The sequence below is a fragment of the Jiangella alkaliphila genome, from assembly GCF_900105925.1.
Taxonomy (GTDB): domain Bacteria; phylum Actinomycetota; class Actinomycetes; order Jiangellales; family Jiangellaceae; genus Jiangella; species Jiangella alkaliphila.
The window spans coordinates 369,515-391,898 of sequence record NZ_LT629791.1 but is presented as its reverse complement, the minus strand read 5'-3'; the positions used below and the strand labels follow the sequence as shown (position 1 = coordinate 391,898).

The following is a 22,384-nucleotide window of genomic DNA, read 5'->3' as shown; positions in this document are numbered from 1 at the left end:
ACGCGGTCCTTTCACAGGGAATGATCTGCAGTCAACTAGGTTTGCCTAACCTAACCCAGACTGCAAGCCGCTCCGTCAGGTGCCCGGGGGTGTGCGACACCCGGCACCCTCACCACATCTGGGTCGTAGGCCACGCAGGCGACCGTCCGTTGTTCCGGCCAGGAGCCCTGGAGCGGGTAGAAAGACAGATATCCGATGATCGCCCCGCTGACCGTGTCGGGCGGCCTACTCCCCATCAGCTCGCGACATCGGTGGTCCGACTCACGGCGCATCGACGCCTCGCCTGGAAACTCGTCGGCGACGAACACGAACGTGCCGTAGACCTCACCCTCGTGCGGACCAGAGCACGGCACCACCGTGAGATCACTGGGTGACGGGTTCTCCTCCGGCAGCGTGCCGAGTCCGTCGATGCACTCGCCGTCCTGGAGGACCGACCAGTCCGACGGCGTGCGATCGGGTTGGAGGAACTGCGTCGGTGCACCGCCGAGGACCAGCGCGACCGTCCATACGCTGGCGGCGACTATCCCGACGATGGCGTACCAGCGGCCGTCCTGCCTCCGTCCGGCGGTCTGGCCGAGGGCGATGATGCCGAATACGATCGCCAGCGGGATGAGCGGCAGTAGGCCGCAGACGAATGCCGCGATCGCGAACCCGTTGGTGTCGGGCTTGCGCGGTGGCGGCGCGGCAGGCCAGGTGTGCTGGCCGTACGTCGGCGGATACTGCCCGTGCGGCGGCTGCCCGTAGGCCGGGTATTGCGCCGGTCCGGGCGGGACCGCCGAGCCGTTCGGCGGGCTCGCGTACGGGTTGGGTGGCGGCGTGGGTGTCGGCGCGCCGGGATCGGACATAAAAAACGGTATCGCCGGGGCCGGACTGAACCGTCACAACGTGACATGCCATACCTCTCGTGCGAAAGGTCACGAAGCGATAACCTCGCCGGGTGCCTGCCTTGCAATGAGCACTCATACGCACCGGTGCGCAGAGGTGCTCATTGCAAGAAGCCCGCCGGGTCGGCCGATCCTCACCGGCCCGTCCCGCCCCCCTTCGGTTCTGCGGAGAGGAACGCGTTCATGAGGCGTACTGATCGAACCCGTTCGAGTCGTCGCACCGTCATGCTGGCCGCGGCCGCCGTCCTGGCCGTGCCCGCGGTCTCCGTCCCCGCCGCCGTCGGCGTGGCCGAGCCGGCACCGTCGGTCGCGGCCGGCCTGCCCAGCGGCAACACCGAGTACCGGACGCTGGCCGACTACGAGGCCGACATGGCGGAGCTGGTCGCCGACCACCCCGACCTGGTCAAGCCGATCACGCTGCCCTACCCGACGACGTCCGGGCGCACCGTCCGCGGGGTCGAGATCAGCACGAACGTCACCGCCGACGACGGCAAGCCGGTGTTCGTCGACGTCGGCATGCACCATGGCAACGAGTTCCCGAGCGGCGAGCTGACGATGGAGTTCGCCATCGACCTCGTCCAGCGCGCCGCCGCCGGCGACCGAGAGGTCACCCGGCTGCTCGACAGCGCGCGCGTGGTCGTCGTGCCCATCGTCAACGTCGACGGGTTCGTGCGCGGGCGCCGGCAGACCGACACCAACACCGACATGAACCGCAACTACGGCATGGGCTGGCTGCCGATCTCGACCGGCGGCGCCGCGCCGTGGTCGGAGCCGGAGACCCGCAACATCGAGTGGCTGCTGTCGACCCGCCAGGCGGTCGTGTTCAACACCCAGCACACCTGCATCCAGGTCGTGCTGTACCCGCCGCTGCAGCTCGCCGCCGGCCCCGCCCAGGACGTCGGCCGGCTGCACGCCCTCGCGTCCGAGGTCGCGTCGATCTACGGGCCCGGTTACGACGCGCTGCCGTCGGCCGAGGACTACGAGACGACCGGCGAGGCGATCGACTGGGCGTACTACGCGACCCGCGGGCTCGCGTTGACAACCGAGACGTGTCCCGACGCCGGTGTCGCGCGGACCTACCAGACGCAGGTGCTCGACGTGTACGACCAGCACCGCGAGGCGATGCTGACGATGCTCGAGACGGCCGCCGACCCCGACCAGTACGCCGTCATCGACGGCAAGGGTCCGAAGGGCGCCGTCCTGCGGATCACCAAGGCGTTCGACATGTACACCAGCCCCTACCTCCAGTCCGACGGCGCCACCCGGCCGTCGTCGTTCACCACCACGCTGACGTCCGACCTCACGCTCGGCCGCAACGGGAAGTTCGAGTGGGCCGTCAACCCGTCGTACCGGCCGATACCGGCGTACCAAGAGGACGGGATCCACGGGTTCCAGACCGGGTTCTACGAGGAGCCGTGGATCCTCACCTGCGAACGGCCCGACGGCACCGTCCTGCAGACCGTCCCCGTCGACGTCGACCTCGGTGAGACCGTGACCGTCGACCTCAAGGAGTGCCGCCGCGAGTTCCACCAGGGGCGTCCGTAGGTCAGCAGGTTTCGACCCTCCGTGGTCATGGGCCGGCGTGTCACCGTCGGCCCATGACCACGTTTCCCGTTGTGTTCGAGAGCAACGGCACGCTGCTCACCGGCCGTGTCCACCGGCGTACGGAGGACCTGCTGGAGCGGCAGCCCGCCGTGCTCGTCACCGGTTCCTGGCTGACCGTCAAGGAACAGATGGCCGACCTCTACGCGGCCGAGCTGGCCGCCCGTGGGTACACCGCCATCACGTTCGACTTCGCCGGCTTCGGCGAGAGCGCAGGCGAGTCCCGTCAGTTCGAGCTGCCCACCCGCAAGATCGCCGACATGGTCGCGGCCGCCCGCTTCGCGTCCTCGCTGTCCTTCGTCCGTCCCGGCGCCCTCGGCTACGTCGGCGTGTGCGCGAGCGCCCAGTACGCGCTGGCGGCCGTCGCGGCCGGCGCCCCGATCGCCTCCTTCGCCGGCGTCGCGGGCTGGTTCCACGACACTGAGTCGGTCGCCCCCTTCTACGGCGGCCTCGACGGCGTGCGGATGCGGCTGGACCGCGCCACGGCGGCGCTGGACGTGCTGCGGCGGGACGGGACGGTCGTCACCGTGCCCGCCTACGAGGTCGGCAACGACCGCGCCGGCATGTTCTTCGAGATGGACTACTACTCGAACCCGGCGCGGGGTGCCGTGACGGCCTGGCCCAACGAGATGGCCGAGGCCAGCTGGCTCCCCTGGCTGACCTTCGACGGACTGTCGCCGGCAGCGGCCGTAACGGCGCCGTCCCTGTTCGTCCACTCCGACGGCTGCGTCTTCCCGGAGCACATCGAGCAGTTGCGGTCGCGGCTGCGCGGTCCGGTGGAGGTGGCGTGGGGCGAGGGCACGCAGACCGACTTCTACGACCAGCCCGCCCAGGTCTCCTTCGCCGTCGAGGCGCTGGACACGCACTTCACCAAGACGCTGCCCGCCTGACGGTCACGACTGATCCTCGGAGCCGTGCGCGGCGTAGTAGCGGCGCGACTTGTCGCGGCTGCCGCAGGTGGCCATGCTGCACCACCGGCGCCGGCCGTTCTTGCTGGTGTCGAGGAACAGCCAGTGGCACGACGGGCAGTCGCCGACGCGGTCGAGCGGTCCCTGCGTGAGCAGCCCCACCGCGGACCCGGCGACCTCCCAGAGCAGCGCTCGCAGCGTCTGCGGCTCCGCCCACGACAGCCGGAACGTCGCGCCGTCGTCCACGAACCGGCACCGCGCGATCCCCTCGGCGTGGGCGGCGTGGACGATCTCGAGGTCGTCGGGCGAGGGCCGCTCGCCCTGCGCCAGCGGCCGGAACACGCGGAACACGGTCTCGCGCAGGTCGCGAGCGACCGGCAGCGTGAACACCAGGCTCGGATCGTCGTCGACGGGGTACCCGACTGCGCGCGCCCAGGTCACGACCTCCGCCGGCGACCCCAGCCAGTCGCGCCGGGCGACCGGCCGGGCGTTGACCGTGTTGGCGAAGTCGAGGCAGAGTGCATTGCCGACCAATTCGACGTCGCTCATGTGGCCAGAATATCTCACCGTTCATTTGGCGTTGACAGGTAAGAAGTCCTGTATGGACACTACAACCAGTGAAACGCCGATGAAGGGTGAGAATCCGATGCGGGTGCTGCCGGTGTCGCTGGGGCGGTCCTTCAATGGGCTGTGGTTCGGGACGGGGGCGGCCAACCTCGGTGACGGGATGGCGCTGTTCGTGCTGCCGCTGCTGGCGCTCGCCGTCGACGCGTCCGCGGGCGGGGTCGCGGCGGTGGCGGCGGCGCTGACCCTGGCCTGGCCGGTGTTCGGCCTGCACGCCGGTTGGATCGTCGACCGGGTGGACCGGCGGGCGTTGCTGAGCACGGTGAACGCGGTCCGTGGGCTGATCCTGGGCGGGGTGACGGCCGCCTACGTCGCCGACGTGCTGTCGCTGCCGCTGATCCTCGTCGCGGCGGTACTGCTCGGCGTGGCCGAGACGCTGGTCGACACCGCGCTGACGTCCACCATCCCGCTGGTCGTCGAGCCGGCGGGACGGAGCCGGGCCAACGCTCGGATCGAGGCGACCATCAACGTGACGAACCAGCTGGCCGGGCCGCCGCTCGCCGGGTTGCTGGCCGGGGCCACGCTCGCCCTGGCGACCGGCGCCAGCGCGGCCCTCTACGTCCTCGCCATCGGCGGGCTGCTCGTGATGAGGCTGCACCGGCCCCAGCCGGCCGCCAGCCCCGCCACGCCGCCCGCGGGCCGCGGACGGAGCGAGCTGGTCGCCGGGTTCCGATTCCTGTGGCGGCAGCCGGTCGTGCGGACGTTGACGTTGTTCACGGCGGCGATGAACGTCGTCTGGGCGGTCGCCGTGTCGCTGCTCGTCGTCTACGCCGTCGAGCCGGGGCCGCTGGGGCTGACGGCGGCGCAGTACGGGTTGCTGCTGACGGGCATGGCGGTCGGCGGCCTGATCGCGTCGGTGCTGGTGGAGCCGCTGCGCCGGTGGGTCGGCACCACCCGCCTGATGGTCGCCGACGCCGTCGGGACGGTGCTGTTCGTGGCGCCGGTCGCGTTCGACGCCGGGGTCTGGGTGGTCGCGGCGGGCGCCGTCGTCGCGGGGGCGGGGTCGAGCATCTGACGGATCCTGGCGGGGACGATCCGGCAGAACCTGTCGCCGCCGGAGCTGCTCGGCCGCATCTACTCCGCGTCGCGGATGATCAGCTGGGGCGTCATCCCGGCCAGCGCCGCCCTGGCCGGCGTCATCGCCGAGCTGTGGGGCGTGCGGGCGGCGTTCGTCGCGGCGACGGTGCTCGCGGTGCTCGTGCTGGCCGCGTTCGTGCCGTTCGCGTTCCGCACCGACCTCGAAGCCGCCGTCAGCGGCCCCGTCGACGACGAGGTCGTGCCGGCGCCCCGCTGAACCGCGCGCCGGCTGTCGGACCCGCGTGGAAGCATGGCCGGCATGAGCGACGACACCATGCGGCAGCCGCTGCGCCGCCCCGACGCCTCGGCCGCCGTCGAGCGGCTGGGCTGGCGCTATCTGCTGGCCCGGTTCCACACCGGTGTCGCGGTGGGGTCGCCGGCCGAGGCGCTCGACGTCGCGGCCACGGCGGTGCGCGCGGCCGGCCCGGCGGCTGACGGTCATCTGCGGGCCGACCTGCGGCCGGGCCGGGTGCTGCTGAGCCTGCAGGACGCCGCCGTCGCGAACGTGACCAGTGCGGACGTCGAGGCGGCGGACCGCATCACGACGGCGCTGCGGACGGCCGGACGCGAGACCGACGCGGCGGTCGGCGCGCCGCAGCGGTCCGAGCAGGCGCTCGAGATCGCCATCGACGCGCTGGACATCCCGGCGGTGCGGCCGTTCTGGAAGGCGGTCTTCGCCTACACCGACGAGCCCGGACTGGACGGGCCGACCGACGCGCTGGTCGATCCTCTCGGTCAGGGGCCGGCGGTCTGGTTCCAGCAGATGGACGCGCCGCGGCCGCAGCGCAACCGCATCCACTTCGACCTCAGCCTCCCGCACGACGAGGCACGGCGGCGGCTCGCGGCGGCGCTCGACGCCGGCGGACGGCTGGTCAACGACGGACGGGCGCCGGCCTTCTGGGTACTCGCCGACGCCGAGGGCAACGAGATCTGCCTCTGCACCTGGCAGGGACGGGACTGATGCCGTGACGACGCTCGGAGTGCTCGGCGTGCCGTCCAGTGCGGCCGCCCACTGGCCTGGTCAGGAGCGGGCGCCGGCCGCCCTTCGGGCCGCCGGGCTGGTCGAGCTGTTGCGTCAGGCCGGCCTCGACCTCGCCGACCACGGCGACCGCCCGGTGCGCCGCTGGGCGGCGGCCGGGCCCAGCACGCCGAACAACCTCGACGCCGTGGTGGAGGGGCTGCGCGACACCCGCGACGCCGTCGCCACGATCCTCGCCGCCGGCCAGACGCCGTTCGTCGTCGGCGGCGAGTGCACGCTGACCGTCGCCGTCGTCAGTGCGTTCGCCGCCGCCGGGCAGGACGTCGGCCTCATGTACGTCGACGGCGGGCAGGACCTCATGACGCCGGCCGACCACCCGCACGAGCCGATCGCCGACGGCATGGGCGTCGCGCACCTGCTCGACCTCCCCGGCACGGCGCCGGCCCTGAGCGGCTTCGGGCCGCGCCGGCCGCTGCTCACCGCCGACCAGATCTGCTTCTTCGGCTACGCCGACGACGAGGAGGACGTGCACGGACGGGTGCCCAGCTGGCGGTTCCCCGCGACGTCAGTCGCGCCCGACCCCGCCGCCTCGGCCGCGCTGGCGCTGGCCGCGCTCACCTCGGTCACCGCCCGGTTCGTCGTCCACCTCGACATCGACGTCGTGAACTTCCTCGACCTCCCGGCCGCCGACGTGCCGCAGTACCGCGGGCTCACGCTGGATCAGGTCATGAGCGCGGTGACGGTCATGGTCCGGCACCCCGGGTTCGCCGGCCTGGTGCTCACCGAGTTCAACCCCGACCACGGCGAGCCCGACGGATCCACCGCGCGCCGGCTGGCCGAGGCCGTCGCCGCCGCCTTCACAGCACCGCGCTGAGCCCGTCCGCGAGACACTGAGTCGGTGACTGCCGATTCCACGCCGGGCGATCTGATGCGGCGCATCGCGTTCCTGCTGGAGCGGGCCCGCGAGCCCATCTACCGGGTCCGCGCGTTCCGGACCGCCGCCGAGACCGTCGACTCGATAGGGCTGGCCGAGCTGGTCGACCGGGTGGAGGCCGGCACGCTGACCGAGCTGCCCGGCATCGGCAAGGTGACCGCCACGGTCATCACCGAGGCGCTGGCCGGCGAGGTCCCGGTGTACCTGCGCCGGCTGGAGGCGACCGGCGGCCGGCCGGTCGCCGAGGGCGGGGCGGAGATCAGGGCGGCGCTGCGCGGCGACCTGCACACGCATTCCGACTGGTCCGACGGGGGCAGCCCGATCCCCGAGATGGTCCGGGCCGCGGCCGAGCTGGGGCACGAGTACGTCGCACTGACGGACCACTCGCCGCGGCTCACCGTCGCGAACGGGCTGTCGGCGCAGCGGCTGCGCGAGCAGCTCGACGTCGTCGCGGAGTTGAACGAGAAGGGGACCGGGATCCGGATCCTCACCGGCATCGAGGTCGACATCAACGAGGACGGCTCGCTCGACCAGACCGGCGAGCTGCTCGGCCGGCTCGACGTCGTGGTGGCGAGCGTGCACTCGAAGCTGCGGATGAAGTCCGACGAGATGACCGAGCGCATGGTCACGGCGATCGCGAACCCGCACGTCGACGTGCTCGGGCACTGCACCGGGCGGCTGATCACCGGCAACCGCGGCACTCGGCCGGAATCGACGTTCGACGCGGAGATCGTGTTCGCGGCGTGCGAGCGGTTCGGCGTCGCCGTCGAGATCAACTCGCGGCCGGAGCGGCTCGACCCGCCCAAGCGGCTGCTGCGGCTCGCCGTCGAGGCCGGCTGCTCGTTCGCGCTGGACACCGACGCGCACGCGCCGGGTCAGCTGGACTGGCAGCCGTACGGGTGCGAGCGGGCCGCCGCCTGCGGGGTGCCGGTCGAGCGGATCGTCAACACCTGGGCGGTCGACGACCTGCTGGCCTGGACCGGCCGCGCCTCCTAGATCGCCCGGTGCGTTGTGAAGGGCGAGTTACTGCTGCCCTGGCCGTAGTAACTCGCGCTTGACGGGGCAGCTAGGCCAGCATGGTGGCCATGCCGCGTGCCGCCCTGCCCGTCCTGCTGCTCGCTCTCTGCCTGACCGGATGCTCCAGCGACGAGGCCGGAGAGCCCAGCGAGCCCGGCGACGGTGGCAGCGCGACGTCCGCGGCGCCGAGCGGGCCGTACCAGGAGATCGAGTTCACCGGCGGTGACGGCGAGCCGCGGCAGGGCCGGGTGTACGGCCCGGACGACGCGCCGGTCGCCGTGGTCCTGTCGCACATGGGCAGTGACGGCGACAGCCAGGACGACTGGGCGGCGACGGCGCAGGCGCTGGCCGAACGTGGTCATCGGGTGCTGACGTACCAGCGGCTGCGGCCGCGCTACCAGATCTGGCAGGAGATCATCGGCGCCGTCGAGCGGCTGCGCGACGACGGCGCCGAGCGGGTGGTCGTCGCCGGCGCGAGCCTCGGCGCGATGGCGTCGCTGCACGTCGCGCTCCAACCGGAGCCGGCCACGGACGGCGTCGTGTGGATCGCCGGCGGGCTGCGCTCGGACGGCATGGTCTTCGACCAGGCGACGGTCGCTGGGCTGGCCTGCCCGGCACTGCTGATCAGCGGCGACCAGGACTCCTACGGCGGCACCGAGGCCACCCAGCAGCTGCACGAGTGGCTGCCGGGCAGCGAGCTGCTGATCCTGCCCAGCGCGCGGCACGGCACCGACATCCTCGCCGAGGGCGGCGCACCCGCCGAGCAACTGGAGACCGCCGTCCTCGACTTCATCGACGAGGTCGCCGCGGCCGAGGCGCCGGCGCCCTGCTGACGGCGAGCGCGCCGGCGCCGAGCGCGACCACGGCCAGGACGGCGCAGCCCCAGAGCGCGGCGACCGGGCCGTTCGCGTCGACGAGGACGCCGAGCAGGCTGGTGGTACCCGCCGCGACGCCGACACTGAGCCCGAGCGCCGTGCCGGCGGCCAGCCCGGCGTGCCGCGGCAACCCGTCCTGCGCGACGATGACCAGCGGGTAGAAGATCCCCTCCAGCACGAACCCGATGACGATCAGCAGCACCACGGCCAGCAGCGGCCCGGTCAGCGGCAGCACGGCCGAGAGCGGGACCAGCGCCAGCACCGCCACCAGCACGACCGGCCGTCGCCCGTGCCGGTCGCCGAGCGCGCCGGCCGCGTACGTCCCGGCCGCGCCGGCCAGCAGCATCCCGGTGACGGCCGCGCTGCCCAGGCCGACGCCGGAGCCGAGCGTCTCGTCGAACCAGACCGGCGCGAACGCCATCAGCCCGAACAGCACGCCCGCGGCCGCCGTCGCGCCGAGCGTCGCGAAGCCGAACGTGCGCCAGTCGCTGGGCAGCGGCACCGCGTCGGCCTCCGCGGCCGGCGAGGACAGGTCGGAGGGCACCCCGCGGCCCAGCAACAGTGCTCCGAGCAGCGGGATGACGGCGACCGCGCCGGCCGCCTCGATGCCGTACGCCGCTCCGAGCGGCACCACCAGCGACGGGCCCAGCGCGAAGCCGATGTTGCCGCCGAGCGCGAAGACCCCCAGCGCGGCGCCGGGGCTGGCGGCGGCCGCGGCCCGGGTCGCGCGGAACGCCTCGGGATGGAAGATCGCGACGCCGAGGCCGCCGAACAGCAGCGCGACGGCGATGGCGGAGAACGAGTCGAGCAGGGTGGCCGCCAGCAGCCCGGCGCCGGCCAGCACCAGCCCGAGCGGCTGCAGCCAGGAGGCCCGGACGCGGTCGCCGACGACGCCGGCCAGCGGCTGCATCACCGACGATGCGAGGCTGCCGGCCAGCACCAGCAGCCCGGCGTCGGCGTAGCTCATGCCGCGTTCGGCGACGAAGAACGGGATCAGCGCGGGGACGGCGGCCTGGAAGAGGTCGGCGCCGGCGTGCGCGACGGTCAGCCGGGCCACCCGGCCGCGGTCGACGTCCTGACCGGGGATCACCCGCTCGAGCACGGCCGTCACGGCGCTCATGGCAGTAACCCGCGCAACGTGAGGTCGAGGACGGCGTCCGTGGCGCGCTTGGCCGACCACCGGTGTTCCCGGCGCAGGTGGCGGTAGGTCTCGCAGACCTGGACGTACAGGACGGTCGCGGTCTCGTCGGGATCGGCGGACGGACGCAGCGAGCCGTCCAGCGCGCCGTCCCGCAGCAGCCGGACGATCGGGGCGGTGAACTCGGCGCGAGTGAGCGAATCGTCGCCGGGGTCGTGGTAGATCGCATTCAGCGTCGGGTCGTCCAGCCCGGCCATCAGGTCGGACCGTTCGTCGGTGACCGCGCAGAAGACCTCGAGCGCCGCGGTCAGCCGGGCGCGCGCGTCGCCGGGGCCGGTGAGGACGGGGAGCAGCCGCTCGCGCTCCTCGCGGGCCAGCTCCTCGCGCAGCGCGACCAGGATCGCGGCCCGCGTCTCGCCGCGCCGGTACAGGGTGACGCGGGTGATGCCGGCCTCTTTGGCGATGTCGGCCATCGACGCGCCGCCGAGCTCCTGCCGTTCGGCCAGCCGCTTGGCCGCGGCCAGGACGTCCTGAGACACCGGCGCTTCACTCATGATACAAGGTGTATCACGGCGCAGCTCAGGACGTCCAGACCCAGCGGCAGATCGGATCAGTCCAGCGGGTAGGCCCGGAGCACCTCCTGCTCGAGTCGGGTCCCGTCGCCCTGGGCGTCGATCCGCAGCGAGACGTGCTCGGCGTCCTTCGGGTGCCGGACGGTGACGGTGTACGCGCCGGCTCCACCCGCCGGCCGGACCACCGCGGGCCGCCAGCTGGCGCCGTCGTCGTAGGAGACCTCGACCCGCACCCGCCGGACGGACGGCGCCGGCGCGCCGACCTGCCCGCCGACCGTGAGGCCGAACTGGAAGGCGCGGCCGGCCGGCGCCCGGTTCAGCGGGTCCAGCGGCACGTCGTACGACGCGAACAGCAGCGGCAGGAACGCGCAGTCGCGGTGGCCGCGGTCGGTGCACGCGTACTGCGGCGGCAGGTCGCCGACGCCCGAGGCCGGGGCCGCGGATCGGAACGTCCACGCCGTCGACGACCGCGTCCCGAAGCTCCACGGCGCGTCGGACCACGCGTCGATCTCCAGCCGGTACTCCGAGTCCGCCGCGACCGCCGCCAGCACCCCGCGCCCGGTGCGCCGGCTGACCACCAGCTGGTCGTCGCGGAACAGCCGCGTGGCCGAGTTCTCCCAGCGGATGTCCCAGGCGCCGTAGTGGCCGTCGCCGGAGTCGGTGAAGTCCTCGATCCAGAAGAACAGCTCGTCGGCGTCGCGGCAGGCCGGACACGGCATCCCGACCCGGTCCTGCTCCAGCACCTCGCGCCGCGGCGACGGCACGAACGGCCCGCCGAACCAGGTGTCCGCCAGTTCCTCGCCGGCCGAGAGCGTCCGCAGCCGGTCGCGCGCGTGCCGGGCCAGCACGACCTCGTCGGTCTCGTAGCCGACGAGCTGCTTCAGCCACAGCATCCCGGGCGAGGCCGTCACGTACTCCGTCCGCTCGATCGGTGCGCGGAAGTAGCGGTACGAGTCGAACGAGTTGTCCTGCCACGGCGCGAACGACGGGTTGACGTCCGCGACGGTGCGCTGCGTCGCGTCTGCGTGGTACGTGCTCGAGACCGTGGCGAGGTCGTCCGGGTCGACGACGTACGACAGGTCCGCGCCGACCGCGCCGTCCTGGTCGAAGCGCAGGTCGTAGAGGTACGGGCTGTCAGGCGTCGAGTGGACGGTGACGTCGCCGCCGCGGGCCAGCAGCGTCTCGGCCTCGCTGAGGTCCAGCGCGGCCGCCGGGATGGGCAGCCCGCGCTCGACCGCGCCGGAGAACGGGTAGCCGGCCCGGCTGTAGAGGAACGCCAGCTCGGCGCCGGCCGCCGCGACGGCCCGGATCTGCTCGCTCCACTGCCCGTTCGCGGCCTCGACCAGCGCGATCTTCCCGTCCAGGTCGACCTCGGCCAGCTCCGACGGCGTCGCGGTGCCGGCGTCGACGACGTCGCGGCGGAACGGGCCCTCCGGCAGCTCGGGCGCGTAGACGAAGTACTCCGGCTCGAACGCGGCCAGGCCGGCGCCGTCGACGACGATGTCCGGCTCTGCCAGCGAGAACTGCGTGACGAGGTGGAAGCCGCCCTCGGTGACCTCGTCGGTCGGCGTCGCGTAGACGTCCGTGAACGGCTCGCCGAGCAGGTAGCGGTAGTGCATCGCCTCGCCGGCCAGCGGGAACCGCCAGAACTCGAGCTTCGCGAACACACCCTCGACGGTGCGGCCGACGTCGGCGGTGACCGGGACCGCGGTGCGGCCGTCGAGCACGACGCTCGCCCCGCCCGGCTCGACCTCGACCTCCGGGTCGCCGGCGAACGTGTACGTGTACCGCTCGCCGTCGGTCTCGTTCATGATGCTCAGCACGCTGTACGTGCCCGGCGGGACGCGCACCGTCGCCTGGCCGCGCGCGTCCAGGTTCGGGAACGAGACGTGCTTCGACGAGTCGTCGACGTTGCCGACCTGGACGGTGGCGCCGCGGTTGGGCTCGCCCTCGCGGTCCAGCACGGTGACGGTGAGCTCGTAGACCTCCTGCTCCTTGTTCAGCCCGAGCGGCAGCGAGACGCTCACCCCGTCCGGGCCGATCCCGGTGACGAAGCCGCTGTACAGGCCCGCGGCGCCGAGCGACGGATCCAGCGTGACGTCGACGGTCGCCGTGCCGTTCGCGGGGACGGTGACCGCCGGCGCGCCGAGCGTCAGCATGCCGGCCGGCGCCGGCGTCGGCCCGGCGCTCGCCGACGCGGCGAGGTCGAGCGTGACCGTTGCGTCGGTGACGTTGCTGAACGTGACGGTGCGGACGATCGGCTCGAGGTCGGTCTGCGGATACGGCAGGTAGCCGAAGTTCAGCGGCGCCGGCCCGGCGAACACGCCCTGGCCGACGGCGGTCGCGACGTCGAGGCGGCCGCCGCCCTGCTGGTAGACGGTGAGCCCGTCGCGCGGGACCGCCGTCGACACCAGTGCGGCCTTGACCTGCTCGGGCGTCCAGTCCGGGTGCTGCTGGCGGACGATCGCGGCGGCGCCCGCGACGTGCGGCGTGGCCATCGAGGTGCCGGACGCACTGGTGTAGAGGTCGTCGACCGGCGTGCCCATCGCGGTCCCGGCGGCCCGGGCGGCGACGATGTTCGTGCCCGGCGCGGTGATGTCGGGCTTGACGGCGTGGTCGCCGACCCGCGGGCCGCGGCCGGACGTCGCCGCCAGCTCGTCGGTCTTCGTGACGTTGCCGACGGTGAGCGCGGCGTCGGCGGCGCCCGGGTTCGTCAGCGAGTAGTCGCCCGGGCCGTAGTTGCCGCCGGCGATGACGAACAGTGCGCCGGTCTCGGCGGTCAGCTCGTTCACGGCCTGGCTGAGCGGGTCGGTGCCGTCGCTGGCGTACCCGCCGAGGCTCATGCTGACGACGTCGGCGCCGCCGCGCGCGGCCCACTCCATGCCGGCGATGACCCACGAGTCCTGGCCGCTGCCGCCGTCGTCGAGGACCTTGCCGATCATCAGGTCGGCCCCAGGCGCGACGCCGCGGCGGGCGCCGTCGGAGCCCGCGCCGGTGCCGGCGACCGTGGCCGCGACGTGGGTGCCGTGGCCGTGCCGGTCGACCGGGCTGTTCCCACCGGTGAAGTCCTGTTGAACGGTGAGTTGGCCGGCGACGTCCGGGTGCGCCGGGTCGACGCCCGTGTCCAGGACCGCGACGGTGGTGCCGGTGCCGTCGAGGCCGCTCGCCCACGCCTCCGGCGCGCCGATCATCGGCACGCTGACGTCGAGGGTCGCCGCGACGGCGCCGTCGAGCCAGATCGCGTCGACCGACCGGTCGGCCTGGACGGCGGCCCAGAAGGTGCCGGCGTCGGCCTTGGCGACCTCGACCGCCGCGCCGTCGATGCTGGGCAGCGGCAGCGTGGCGTCGCTGGCCGGCAGGCTCTCGGCCCGGGCGGCGACGGCGTCGGCGCCGGCGGACGCGGACCGGGCGGCAGTCCCGTCGTACGTGACGATGACCGGCAGCTCGGCGGCCGCGTCGTCGGCGTACCCGCTCTCGATCAGCCGGGTGACGTTGAACAGCTGGTCGTCGACGGTGCCGGCGCGGACCAGCGGCGCGACGCCGGCCGGCACGACGTACGTGTCGCCGTCCAGCTCGTACGCCTCGACCGCGCCCCCGTCCGCCGCGGCGACGGCGACCGACGTCTTCCCGCCTGCCGTCGTCACGTCGACGACGTCGCCGGTGACCAGCGTGACCCGGGTGGTGGACCCGCCGGTCGGGGCCGCGGCCGGCTCGGCGGCCTCCGAAGTTGCTGCCTCCGGGGCGGCGGTGACGGGGGCGGCGGCGCCGGCCAGCGCGGTGACGGTCAGGGCGACCGCCAGGGCGGTGGCGGTCAGGCGGCTCGGATGGCGAGGTCGCACGGCTCCTCCTGGGGGTGGGCGAGACGTGGTCGGTACCAGATGTGCCGGATGTCCGGTCCGGACAAGATGGCACCGCCGCCGCCCGGGGCGGAAGGACTATGCGTGGCCGGTAGGCGTCAATGGCGCAAAGATGCCCACTTGGGGCGGCGGTCGGACAGCAGTGCGGCCGTGAGCCGCGACACGTCGTCGCCGCCGTGCCCGGCGTCGATGGCTCGGCGCATCTGTGCGAGCACGGCCTGCTGGACGCTGGTGTCCAGCCCGGCCCGCCCCGAGGCCTCGACGACGTGCTCCACCCCGGCGGCGATCGTCGCCAGCGTCGCGACGTCGGCGTCGTAGTTGCCCTCGTCCAGCCTGGCGGCGTGCTCGTCGACGGAGCTCAGCAGCAGGCTGGTCAGCCCTTCGGCGAACGGGGCGAAGTCGGCGCCGTCGATGCCCTCGGCCTTGGCCAGCGCGAACGCGTGCGACAGGCCGGAGACCGCGGTCCAGAACAGGTCCAGCAGCGCGACGTCGAAGGCGGCGGCCCGGCCCGGGTCGGTGCCGAGGTGGTGCTGCGCACCGCCGAGCGCGGCGAGCGTCGCCGTGTGCCGCTCGTAGAGATCGGCCGGCCCGCTGTAGATCAGCACCGCGTCGGGCGTGTCGATGGTGACCGTCGGCGTCATGATCGACCCGTCGAGGTAGTCGATGCCGTGGCCGGCGGCCCAGCCGGCCAGCTCGCGCGCGGCGTCGGGGGAGTCGGCGGTGAGGTTCACGACGGTGCGCCCGCGCAGCGCCGCGGCGGCCGGTTCGAGCAGTTGCCGCGCGGCCACGTAGTCGACCACGCACACGACGACGAGGTCCGCGCCGGCGACCGCGTCCGCGACGGTCACGGCCCGCCGCGCGCTCGCCGCGACCAGCGCGTCGCCCTTCTCCGGGGAGCGGTTCCAGACGGTGATGGGGTGGCCGTGGGCGAGGAAGGCGCGGGCGAGGGCCTGGCCCATGTTGCCCAGCCCGAGCATGGTGACCTGCGGAGATGTCGTCATGTCGGGTACGCTAAACCTTCACGCCGACGTGAGGGTCAAGCCGTCGGCGGGCGACTGCGGAGGACGGAATGCGCATCGGCGAACTGGCCCGGCGGACCGGCGCGACGGAGCGCGCGCTGCGCTACTACGAAGAGCAGAACCTGCTGAAGCCGGCCCGCCTGCCCAGCGGCTACCGCGACTATGCGCCGTCCGACATCGAGGCCGTGCGGCATGTGCGGTCGCTGCTGGCGGCCGGGCTGCCGAGCCACCTGATCGCCGAGCTGCTGCCGTGCATGGTCGACACCGGCGACGGCCTGATGCCCGGCTGCCGGTCGATGCTCGAGCCGCTGGAGTCCGAGCGCGACCGCCTGACGTCGGCCATCGACGAGCTGACGACGGCGCGCACCCTGCTGGCCGCGCTGATCGACCGCACCCCCGAGGACGACTCCGAGTACGACGCCTGGATGGCGGCGCACGCGTCCGCCTGACTCCGTTGACGCGGCGGGTGGTGGTGCGGAAGCCTAGGGGTCTGGCGTGGCTCCCGCCTCACCTTCGCCGACCGGCCCCAGCCCGGTTGTGATCCAGAAGGCAAAGGGACTTCTTGTCTCGAGCCGCTCGTCCTGGTCACCCGCCTCGGACGGGATCGCTGGGGGGTCACGTGCGAGTGCGTGGGAGGCCGGATGACAGCGCACAGGAACCTCAAACGCCGGGTCCGTGCTCGCGCCGCGAAGACGGGCGAGTCCTACCTGGCGGCACTCCGGCACTTCCGCACGACTCCGACAGGAGACGCCATGCCGGAACAGCCCCAGACCACCCTGCGGATCGCCGTCGCACAGTCGACGGTCCGCGACGATCCCACCGACGCCGACGGGCTGCGCGCGAGCGCGGCGCAGGTCCGCCGGCTGATGACCGACGCGGCCGCGGCCGGTGCCCGCCTGGTGCACTTCACCGAGGGCGCCATCTGCTTCCCGAGCAAGTACGTGCTCTCCGAGCTCGGGCCGGACGAGGTCGGGCCGGCCGACTGGAGCCGGGCCGACTGGGCGGTGCTCGACGACGAGCTGCGCCGCATCGTTGCGCTGGCGGGCGAGCTGGCGATCTGGACGGTGATCGCTGCCGTCCACCGCGCGCCCGGCTCGGAACGTCCGCACAACAGCCTGTACGTCGTGTCCGACCAGGGCGCGGTGGCCGCGCGCTACGACGAGCGGACGCTGTCGAACACGAAGCTCACGTACATGTACACGCCCGGCTCGCGGCCCGTCACCTTCGACGTCGACGGCTACCGGTTCGGCCTCGCGCTCGGCATGGACGCGCACTTCCCCGAGCTGTTCACCGAGTACGAGCGCCTGGACGTCGACGGCGTGCTGGTGTCGTACGAAACGGGCGGCGTGCCCGGCCGCGAGACGGTGGCGACCGAGGTCCGTGGGTACGCGGCGGCGAACAGCTACTGGGTCGGCCTCGCCGTCCCGGCCGAGGCCGGTGCGCCGTTCGCGGGGGTGATCGGCCCACGCGGCGAGTGGTCGGCCGCCTGCCCGGCCGACGGCGTCCCCGCCATCGCCGTCACCGACGTCCACCGCGACGACACCGTCGGCCCGCTCGCCCGCGACTGGCGCCGTCGCACCCGCGGCCGCATCGGCGTCTGACGCCGCGCAGCCACTGAAAGGGGCCGGAAGGGCCTCGTCCCGGACGCGTCATTCGTCCGCGGCCGGGGCCCTTCTGGCGTGCGTTGACATCCCATGACCTCTCTAATAGTGACTAATAAATCTGCCAGTCGCATAAGACTTGCGTAGGGCGGATTGCTTGTGTCACGGTCTTGTGAGTCATTCGAGACGAGGGAGTCATCGTGGACCGACGAATCGTCAGGCGATCCGCCGCCGGGTGTCTCGCATTGCCGCTGATGATCGCCGCACTGGTCGCGCCGGCACCGGCGACTGCCGCGCCCATGGGCGTCACCGATACCGGGGACACTCTCGTCGTTTCGGGAGAGACCTACGACCTGCGCATCGTCAAGGACGGCTTTCGCTATTCGTTCGCCGACAGCTCGGGCACGCTGATAGCTCCGGCGCATGCCGAGTCGGGAATGCGGCTGCGCCCGGAGGGCGCGACGGACTTCGCCGACGCGGTCGACGCGGAACTGATCTCCCGTCCGAACGCCCGCGTCGCGATCATCGAGGTGACGCTCGAGGACGGTTCGCGCACCACGGTGAACGTCCGTCCGTTCGACAGCTACGTGCGCATCTCGGTGGGGAATCTCCCCGGCGACGGCGGCACGATCGACTTCCGCACGGGCCCGGTCGCACCGGCCTACGGACTCGGCGACCACGGTTCGTGGGCCGACGGCTCCACCGAGCAGGGCGAGTCGTGCAACAGCCGGGTGCGGGCCCGGCCGACCACCGAGTTGACCGGCCTGGAGCTGGACGACGTCACCAACGGCGGCAGCTGCCAGCGCTTCATCAGCAACTTCACCGTCTTCCCGAAGCAGCGGTTCGGGCAGGTGTGGTTCGAGGACGGACGCAAACGGGTCGCCCTGACGGAGACGGAGAACCGGCTCGGCGCCCAGGGTGTCGACCGGGTGGACGCGCTGTACTACTTCGCCGGCCGCGACCTCGAGCAGGTCTACGCCGACTACCAGCACGTCCGCGGGGAGCACGGGTACTACGACGCCCGCCCGAACCCGGAGTTCTTCGGGTTGGGCTGGGAGGCGTTCGGGGCGCTGCGCTGGGACACTTACCAGTCGTCGGTGACCGAGACGGTGCAGCGGTTCCTCGACGAGGGCTACCCGTTGAGCTGGGGCGTGGTCGGGTCGGGCTTCTGGCCGGGCGCGCGGAGCACGCCGGAGGAGGGCACGACCAACAGCTTCGGCAGGTGGGACGACACCGCCGAGCCCGGGCGCGACGACGGGCTGCCCAATCCGCGCTATCCCGACCCCGACGCGCTGAAGCGGTTCTTCGCGGACAACGACGTGAAACTGATCCTCGGCGCCCGCAACAACTTCAAGGCCCTTCCGGAGGACGGCGGGAACTTCGTCGAGCGGAACGACGGCCCTTCCGTGCACGAGGCGATCGAGCGCGGCTATCTGGTCAGTGACCCCGACGGCACCCCCACGGTCATCACGGGGGCGGTGTTCCCCGACGGCCACAGCTATGTGCTCGACGGCGCGAACGACGAGGCGGTGGACTGGTTCGTCGAGCGGTTGCGGGAGTGGGGCGTGGACGGCTGGAAGGAGGACGCCATGCTCTACACGCCCAGGCTGTACCGGGACGCGAACTGGAATCCGGTACTACAGGCCATGCACGAGGCCGGCGATCTGGTGATGGCGAGGAATGCCGCCTATTCACTGCCGGGCGACATTCTCCGGATCAACGACACGATCTACGGCACCGGCGAGAACTTTCACACCGACCCCGACCGCATGCCGATCAATCTGCTGAATTTCGCCGCCAGCGGTGTCTCCAGTCTGTACGGCGACTATGTCGGCGGGACGCCGGAAGTGCCGATGAGCGATCCGTCGTACCAGAAGTACTACGTCCGCAATGCTCAGTTCGACGCGCTGCAGCCGGTGCTGGCGTTCGGGCGCGGCCCGTGGGAAATGGGCCGGGACGACTACGCGGCCGCCGTGAAAGACGTGGCGCTGTGGCACGAGTCGATGCGTCCGTACATCTACGACGCGGTCCTGGACGGACACGAGACCGGCTTCCCCTACGCCATGACGCCGCTGCCCCTGGCCTATCCCGACGACGAGACGACGTATGGGCTGGCCAACGACACGACCCGCCAGTACGAATGGATGCTCGGTGAGTCCGTGCTCGCGACGCCGGTGTTCGGCGCCGACTTCGAGACGGCGCAGTCGCGCGACGTGTACCTCCCGGCCGGGAAGTGGATCGACATCGCGACCGGGTCGGTCTTCCAGGGGCCGGTCACGCTCGACGACTACGCCATCGGCTACGACCGCGTGCCGGCGTTCGTCGGCGGCAAGGGCGTCACCGTCACCGGAGCCGGCGACGACCTGCGGGCCCAGGTGTACCCGATCCAGCGGGGCTCGAGCTACGAGTTCAGCGACGGCGCCGACACGTCCCTGATCCGCAACGACAACACCGGCTGGGACACCGCCTCCCTCACGATCACCGACACGTCCGCGGGCCGGACGGTGGAGTACGACGTCGATCCGGTCACCGGGGCGCTGTCGTTCCCGATCACGGCCGGCCACGACTACCGGCTCACCGGCGGCGGCACCGCTGAGCACAGCGTGCCGCTGGACACCGCGCCGCCCGCGCAGGTCAGCGGCCTCTCGCACGCCGACGCCGGCGGCTCGACGACCCTGCGGTGGGACGCGGCCACCGGCGCCCGCGGTTACGTGGTGTCGGTCAGCGGCCACGGCGCCTGCCCGACCGGCGAGGAGGTCGTCTTCGGCGCCACGACCGGCGCGACCGAACTCACACTCGGCGTGGCCGAGTCGGCCGGCGGGACCTACCGGGTGCGGGCGGTCAACAACGTCGGCGCCGGCCCGTACTCTGCCGGCCACGCCATCGTGCCGCCCGTCGACGACGACCCCGGCCCGATCGTCGTCACCGACGAGGGCGAACCGCCCACCTGCGACCCCGAGCACCCGGCGTACCAGGAGACGGGGACGTGGTCGCCCAGCGCGGTGAGCGGATTCGACGCGTCCAGAACCCGGTTCAGCCGGCAGGTCGGCGCGACCGCGACCTGGCGAGCCGTCCTGGAGCCCGGCGCCTACGAGGTGGCCGTCTGGTTCCCGGCGAACAGCATCTGCAGCACCGAGACCACGTACACCGTCCAGCACGCGGGCGGGTCGGCGGACGTCCCGGTGGATCAGTGCACCACCGGTGGCCGGTGGCACTCGCTCGGCACTTACGACTTCGGCGGCGGGTTGTCGGCGGTGACGCTTACGGTAGGCGGCGGGACCGTGCGGGCCGACGCCGTGCGTTTCAGTCCCAGCCCGTGACGAACAGAGAGTGATGTGAGATGAGCGGCTTCGGGAGATGGTGCCTCGGTATCGGCGTGGGGCTCCTGGCCGCAACCGTGGTGTTCCGGATCATGGACCTCATCCCGGCGACGGTGATCGCCGGCCTTCTGGGCCTGATGGCGGTCGGCATCGCGGGCTACGACGCACTCTACGAGTGGCAGGGCCGAATCCAGCGGCGCCGAGCGGCGGCCAAGGCCCGCCGCGAGCGGGAACGGGAGATCCGCGAGGGCCGCTGAACAGGCCTAGCGGCCCTGCGCCAGGAAGCGGGCTCGGGCCCATTGCCGCCGCGCGAGGAACAGGCACAACACGCCGGCGACGGCGAACAGCGCGACGAACCACCAGGGAAAGCCGTCGTCCTCGTTGAACCCGCGCCAGTTGTCCGTGTAGTTCCCCACCTGGGCGACCCACCAGGCGAGCCAGGTGACCCCGGCCATGCCCCACGCGATGAAGGCGTTGATCACCCACATCCACACCAGACGGCGCGCCTTGGCGGGGTCGCCCAGATCCGACCACCGGTCCTTCTCACGTCCCGTCAACGGCTCCCGCTTCCCAGTTGCCCGTGACGTCCAGGCTCTCGTCGACCTGCACGATGAGCTCCGGCGTGACCACGTCGGGCGCCCCGGACACCTGGATCAGGGACGGGATCCCGTTGCCGTCGCTGATCGCCCAGACCACACCCGTGTACTCCTGGCCGCCGGACTCGTAGGTGTAGGAGGTGTTGGCCCGGTCCTCACCCGTGCGAAGCGTGGTGACCGGCGCGTAGTCGTCGTCGGTCGCGCCCGTGCCCTCGACCTGGCTGATGAACCAGTCGATGGCCTCCTGCGCGGACATCGCGGCGCCGCCGGGGATGAACCCGATGCGGCCTGCCACCCCGCCGCTGGCGGTGGAGAGCTGATGGACGTAGGACCAGCCGTCGAGGTCGCCCATCGACTCCCAGTCGGCCGGGACCTGGGCGGTCAGGTGCTCGGCGGTGATGGTCTGCAGGTCGGCGTCGTCGCTCGCCGCATCGGGCGACTCCGCGGTCTCGGACTCTTCCCCGACCGGATCGAGCTCGCCGGCCTCGAACGAGCAGGCCGCGAGCGCCGGCGCAAGGACCAGGGCCGTGACCGCGGCCAGGATGGAACGGCGGATACGCATGTGATCTCTCATTCCTTACTTCTCGAACATCCGGGCGCCGAACCAGTCCAGACGTGGGCGCCAGCCGTTGTTGCGCAGGACCGTGAACACCGGCACCTTCGCGTCGGCCGGCTTGATCATGACGGCCCCCTCCCACGAGGTGCGGGGTCCGGCCGGACCGGTCACTCTGACCTCGCCGTCGGCGCCCTCGACGAAGGTCATCGAGGTGCCGCCGGACGTCTTGCCCTTCTTCCACGTCCAGGTGCCGTAGGCCACCGCGCCCAGCGGTCCGGCCGCCGCACGGACGGCCGCCGTCCCGGAGTGCTCGACGAACTTGTAGGTCGCTTTGGACGGGTCGAGGTCGACCTCCATGCGCCACGCGTAGGCCTGCGACCCGCGCACGAAGAGGGTCTGCCAGCGCATCTCCTCGTGCTTCCACTGCACCTCGACGCGCACGCCGTCGGAGCTCGGTGAGGCCTCGATCGTGTAGGGCAGCTCGTCGCTGTTCATCCCCACCAGCGCGGCGACCACGTCGTCCACCGGCGCCGGCGCGTCGGCGCCGCGGACCGGTCCGTCGGGCACCTCGGCGCGCTCCCGGGCAGCGAGCGCGCGACGTCCGCGCCGCACGGTCAGGAGACCACGCCACGCCACCCCGAGGGCGGCGACGAGAATGAGACCGATGCCCAGCGCCAGTTGGTCGTTGAGGATCGCGAGGACGCCGGCGACGAACAGGATGGATCCCACGACGAAGACGACCCGGCGGCTGATCACCGCGAACCGCTGGTCGGTGTTGGTATTCACGGGGCCGAGTGTACGTAAACAGCTTTCCGTCGTCATGCC

The 22,384-nt window shown here is 72.4% G+C and carries 21 protein-coding genes; 12 read left to right on the top strand and 9 right to left on the bottom strand.

Annotated features, from left to right (window positions below; all coding sequences use genetic code 11):
* Positions 1–50: 50 nt before the first annotated feature.
* Entirely contained in the window at positions 51–845 is a 795-nt protein-coding gene (locus tag BLV05_RS01850) for a DUF4190 domain-containing protein (protein ID WP_046766676.1), read from the bottom strand.
* 222 nt (positions 846–1,067) lie between these two features.
* Here BLV05_RS01850 and BLV05_RS01845 point away from each other — a divergent pair, with 222 nt between their 5' ends.
* Complete coding sequence (locus tag BLV05_RS01845; protein WP_160312705.1) at positions 1,068–2,429, top strand: M14 family zinc carboxypeptidase; 1,362 nt, start codon at positions 1,068–1,070, stop codon at positions 2,427–2,429.
* Between the two features lie 53 nt (positions 2,430–2,482).
* A complete protein-coding gene (locus BLV05_RS01840) occupies positions 2,483–3,376 on the top strand; it encodes an alpha/beta hydrolase (protein ID WP_063932484.1) in 894 nt (297 codons plus the stop codon).
* Between the two features lie 3 nt (positions 3,377–3,379).
* Here BLV05_RS01840 and BLV05_RS37460 read toward each other — a convergent pair whose 3' ends face one another.
* Entirely contained in the window at positions 3,380–3,943 is a 564-nt protein-coding gene (locus BLV05_RS37460; protein ID WP_052762089.1) for a CGNR zinc finger domain-containing protein, read from the bottom strand.
* A 79-nt stretch (positions 3,944–4,022) separates the two neighbouring features.
* Between BLV05_RS37460 and BLV05_RS01830 the strand changes: the two genes are divergently transcribed.
* The 6 genes from BLV05_RS01830 (at position 4,023) to BLV05_RS01805 (ending at position 8,858) form a co-directional block, all read left to right on the top strand.
* On the top strand, positions 4,023–5,033 hold the full coding sequence (locus BLV05_RS01830) for an MFS transporter (protein ID WP_052762090.1): 1,011 nt from the start codon (positions 4,023–4,025) through the stop codon (positions 5,031–5,033).
* A gap of 75 nt (positions 5,034–5,108) precedes the next feature.
* Positions 5,109–5,312 carry a hypothetical protein gene (locus tag BLV05_RS01825; protein WP_052762091.1) on the top strand — a complete coding sequence of 68 codons (204 nt, stop codon included), beginning with the start codon at positions 5,109–5,111 and terminating at the stop codon, positions 5,310–5,312.
* Positions 5,313–5,354: 42 nt separating this feature from the next.
* The gene (locus BLV05_RS01820) at positions 5,355–6,056 is read left to right on the top strand and encodes a VOC family protein (RefSeq protein ID WP_231948697.1); all 702 of its coding nucleotides are present in this window, start codon (positions 5,355–5,357) and stop codon (positions 6,054–6,056) included.
* A gap of 4 nt (positions 6,057–6,060) precedes the next feature.
* On the top strand, positions 6,061–6,948 hold the full coding sequence (locus BLV05_RS01815; RefSeq protein WP_052762092.1) for an arginase family protein: 888 nt from the start codon (positions 6,061–6,063) through the stop codon (positions 6,946–6,948).
* Positions 6,949–7,002: 54 nt separating this feature from the next.
* Positions 7,003–8,004, top strand: coding sequence for a PHP domain-containing protein (locus BLV05_RS01810; RefSeq protein ID WP_046766678.1), 1,002 nt, complete (start codon positions 7,003–7,005; stop codon positions 8,002–8,004).
* Positions 8,005–8,093: 89 nt separating this feature from the next.
* On the top strand, positions 8,094–8,858 hold the full coding sequence (locus BLV05_RS01805) for an alpha/beta hydrolase (RefSeq protein ID WP_160312707.1): 765 nt from the start codon (positions 8,094–8,096) through the stop codon (positions 8,856–8,858).
* Here the strand turns inward: BLV05_RS01805 and BLV05_RS01800 are convergent.
* The 4 genes from BLV05_RS01800 to BLV05_RS01785 all read right to left on the bottom strand — a co-directional run bounded on the left by BLV05_RS01800 (position 8,815) and on the right by BLV05_RS01785 (position 15,468).
* The gene (locus BLV05_RS01800) at positions 8,815–10,020 is read right to left on the bottom strand and encodes an MFS transporter (RefSeq protein WP_052762093.1); all 1,206 of its coding nucleotides are present in this window, start codon (positions 10,018–10,020) and stop codon (positions 8,815–8,817) included. The two genes, BLV05_RS01805 and BLV05_RS01800, sit on opposite strands and share 44 nt — an antisense overlap.
* Positions 10,017–10,592, bottom strand: coding sequence for a TetR/AcrR family transcriptional regulator (locus BLV05_RS01795; RefSeq protein ID WP_052762094.1), 576 nt, complete (start codon positions 10,590–10,592; stop codon positions 10,017–10,019). The genes BLV05_RS01800 and BLV05_RS01795 overlap by 4 nt, the downstream gene beginning before the upstream one ends.
* A gap of 56 nt (positions 10,593–10,648) precedes the next feature.
* The gene (locus BLV05_RS01790) at positions 10,649–14,449 is read right to left on the bottom strand and encodes a S8 family serine peptidase (protein WP_046766680.1); all 3,801 of its coding nucleotides are present in this window, start codon (positions 14,447–14,449) and stop codon (positions 10,649–10,651) included.
* Between the two features lie 116 nt (positions 14,450–14,565).
* Positions 14,566–15,468: an NAD(P)-dependent oxidoreductase gene (locus BLV05_RS01785; protein WP_046766681.1), complete on the bottom strand. Its 903-nt coding sequence runs from the start codon at positions 15,466–15,468 to the stop codon at positions 14,566–14,568.
* 68 nt (positions 15,469–15,536) lie between these two features.
* On the opposite strand from BLV05_RS01785, the gene BLV05_RS01780 reads away from it, so the two are divergent.
* The 4 genes from BLV05_RS01780 to BLV05_RS01765 all read left to right on the top strand — a co-directional run bounded on the left by BLV05_RS01780 (position 15,537) and on the right by BLV05_RS01765 (position 20,664).
* Positions 15,537–15,935: a MerR family transcriptional regulator gene (locus BLV05_RS01780; RefSeq protein WP_046766682.1), complete on the top strand. Its 399-nt coding sequence runs from the start codon at positions 15,537–15,539 to the stop codon at positions 15,933–15,935.
* A gap of 303 nt (positions 15,936–16,238) precedes the next feature.
* Positions 16,239–17,087, top strand: a complete 849-nt coding sequence (locus BLV05_RS01775; RefSeq protein ID WP_197683499.1) for a carbon-nitrogen hydrolase family protein — start codon at positions 16,239–16,241, stop codon at positions 17,085–17,087.
* 200 nt (positions 17,088–17,287) lie between these two features.
* Positions 17,288–20,407, top strand: a complete 3,120-nt coding sequence (locus tag BLV05_RS01770; protein ID WP_197683498.1) for a golvesin C-terminal-like domain-containing protein — start codon at positions 17,288–17,290, stop codon at positions 20,405–20,407.
* Between the two features lie 20 nt (positions 20,408–20,427).
* Positions 20,428–20,664: a hypothetical protein gene (locus BLV05_RS01765; protein ID WP_046766684.1), complete on the top strand. Its 237-nt coding sequence runs from the start codon at positions 20,428–20,430 to the stop codon at positions 20,662–20,664.
* 6 nt (positions 20,665–20,670) lie between these two features.
* Here BLV05_RS01765 and BLV05_RS01760 read toward each other — a convergent pair whose 3' ends face one another.
* The 3 genes from BLV05_RS01760 to BLV05_RS01750 are packed head-to-tail and all read right to left on the bottom strand — an operon-like array spanning position 20,671 to position 22,345.
* Positions 20,671–20,964, bottom strand: coding sequence for a hypothetical protein (locus BLV05_RS01760; protein WP_046766685.1), 294 nt, complete (start codon positions 20,962–20,964; stop codon positions 20,671–20,673).
* Entirely contained in the window at positions 20,951–21,565 is a 615-nt protein-coding gene (locus tag BLV05_RS01755; RefSeq protein ID WP_046766686.1) for a hypothetical protein, read from the bottom strand. Before BLV05_RS01755 ends, BLV05_RS01760 begins: the two co-directional genes overlap by 14 nt.
* 15 nt (positions 21,566–21,580) lie before the next feature.
* Positions 21,581–22,345 (bottom strand): hypothetical protein, encoded by a 765-nt coding sequence (locus BLV05_RS01750; RefSeq protein ID WP_046766687.1) that lies wholly within the window; start codon positions 22,343–22,345, stop codon positions 21,581–21,583.
* Positions 22,346–22,384: the final 39 nt, after the last annotated feature.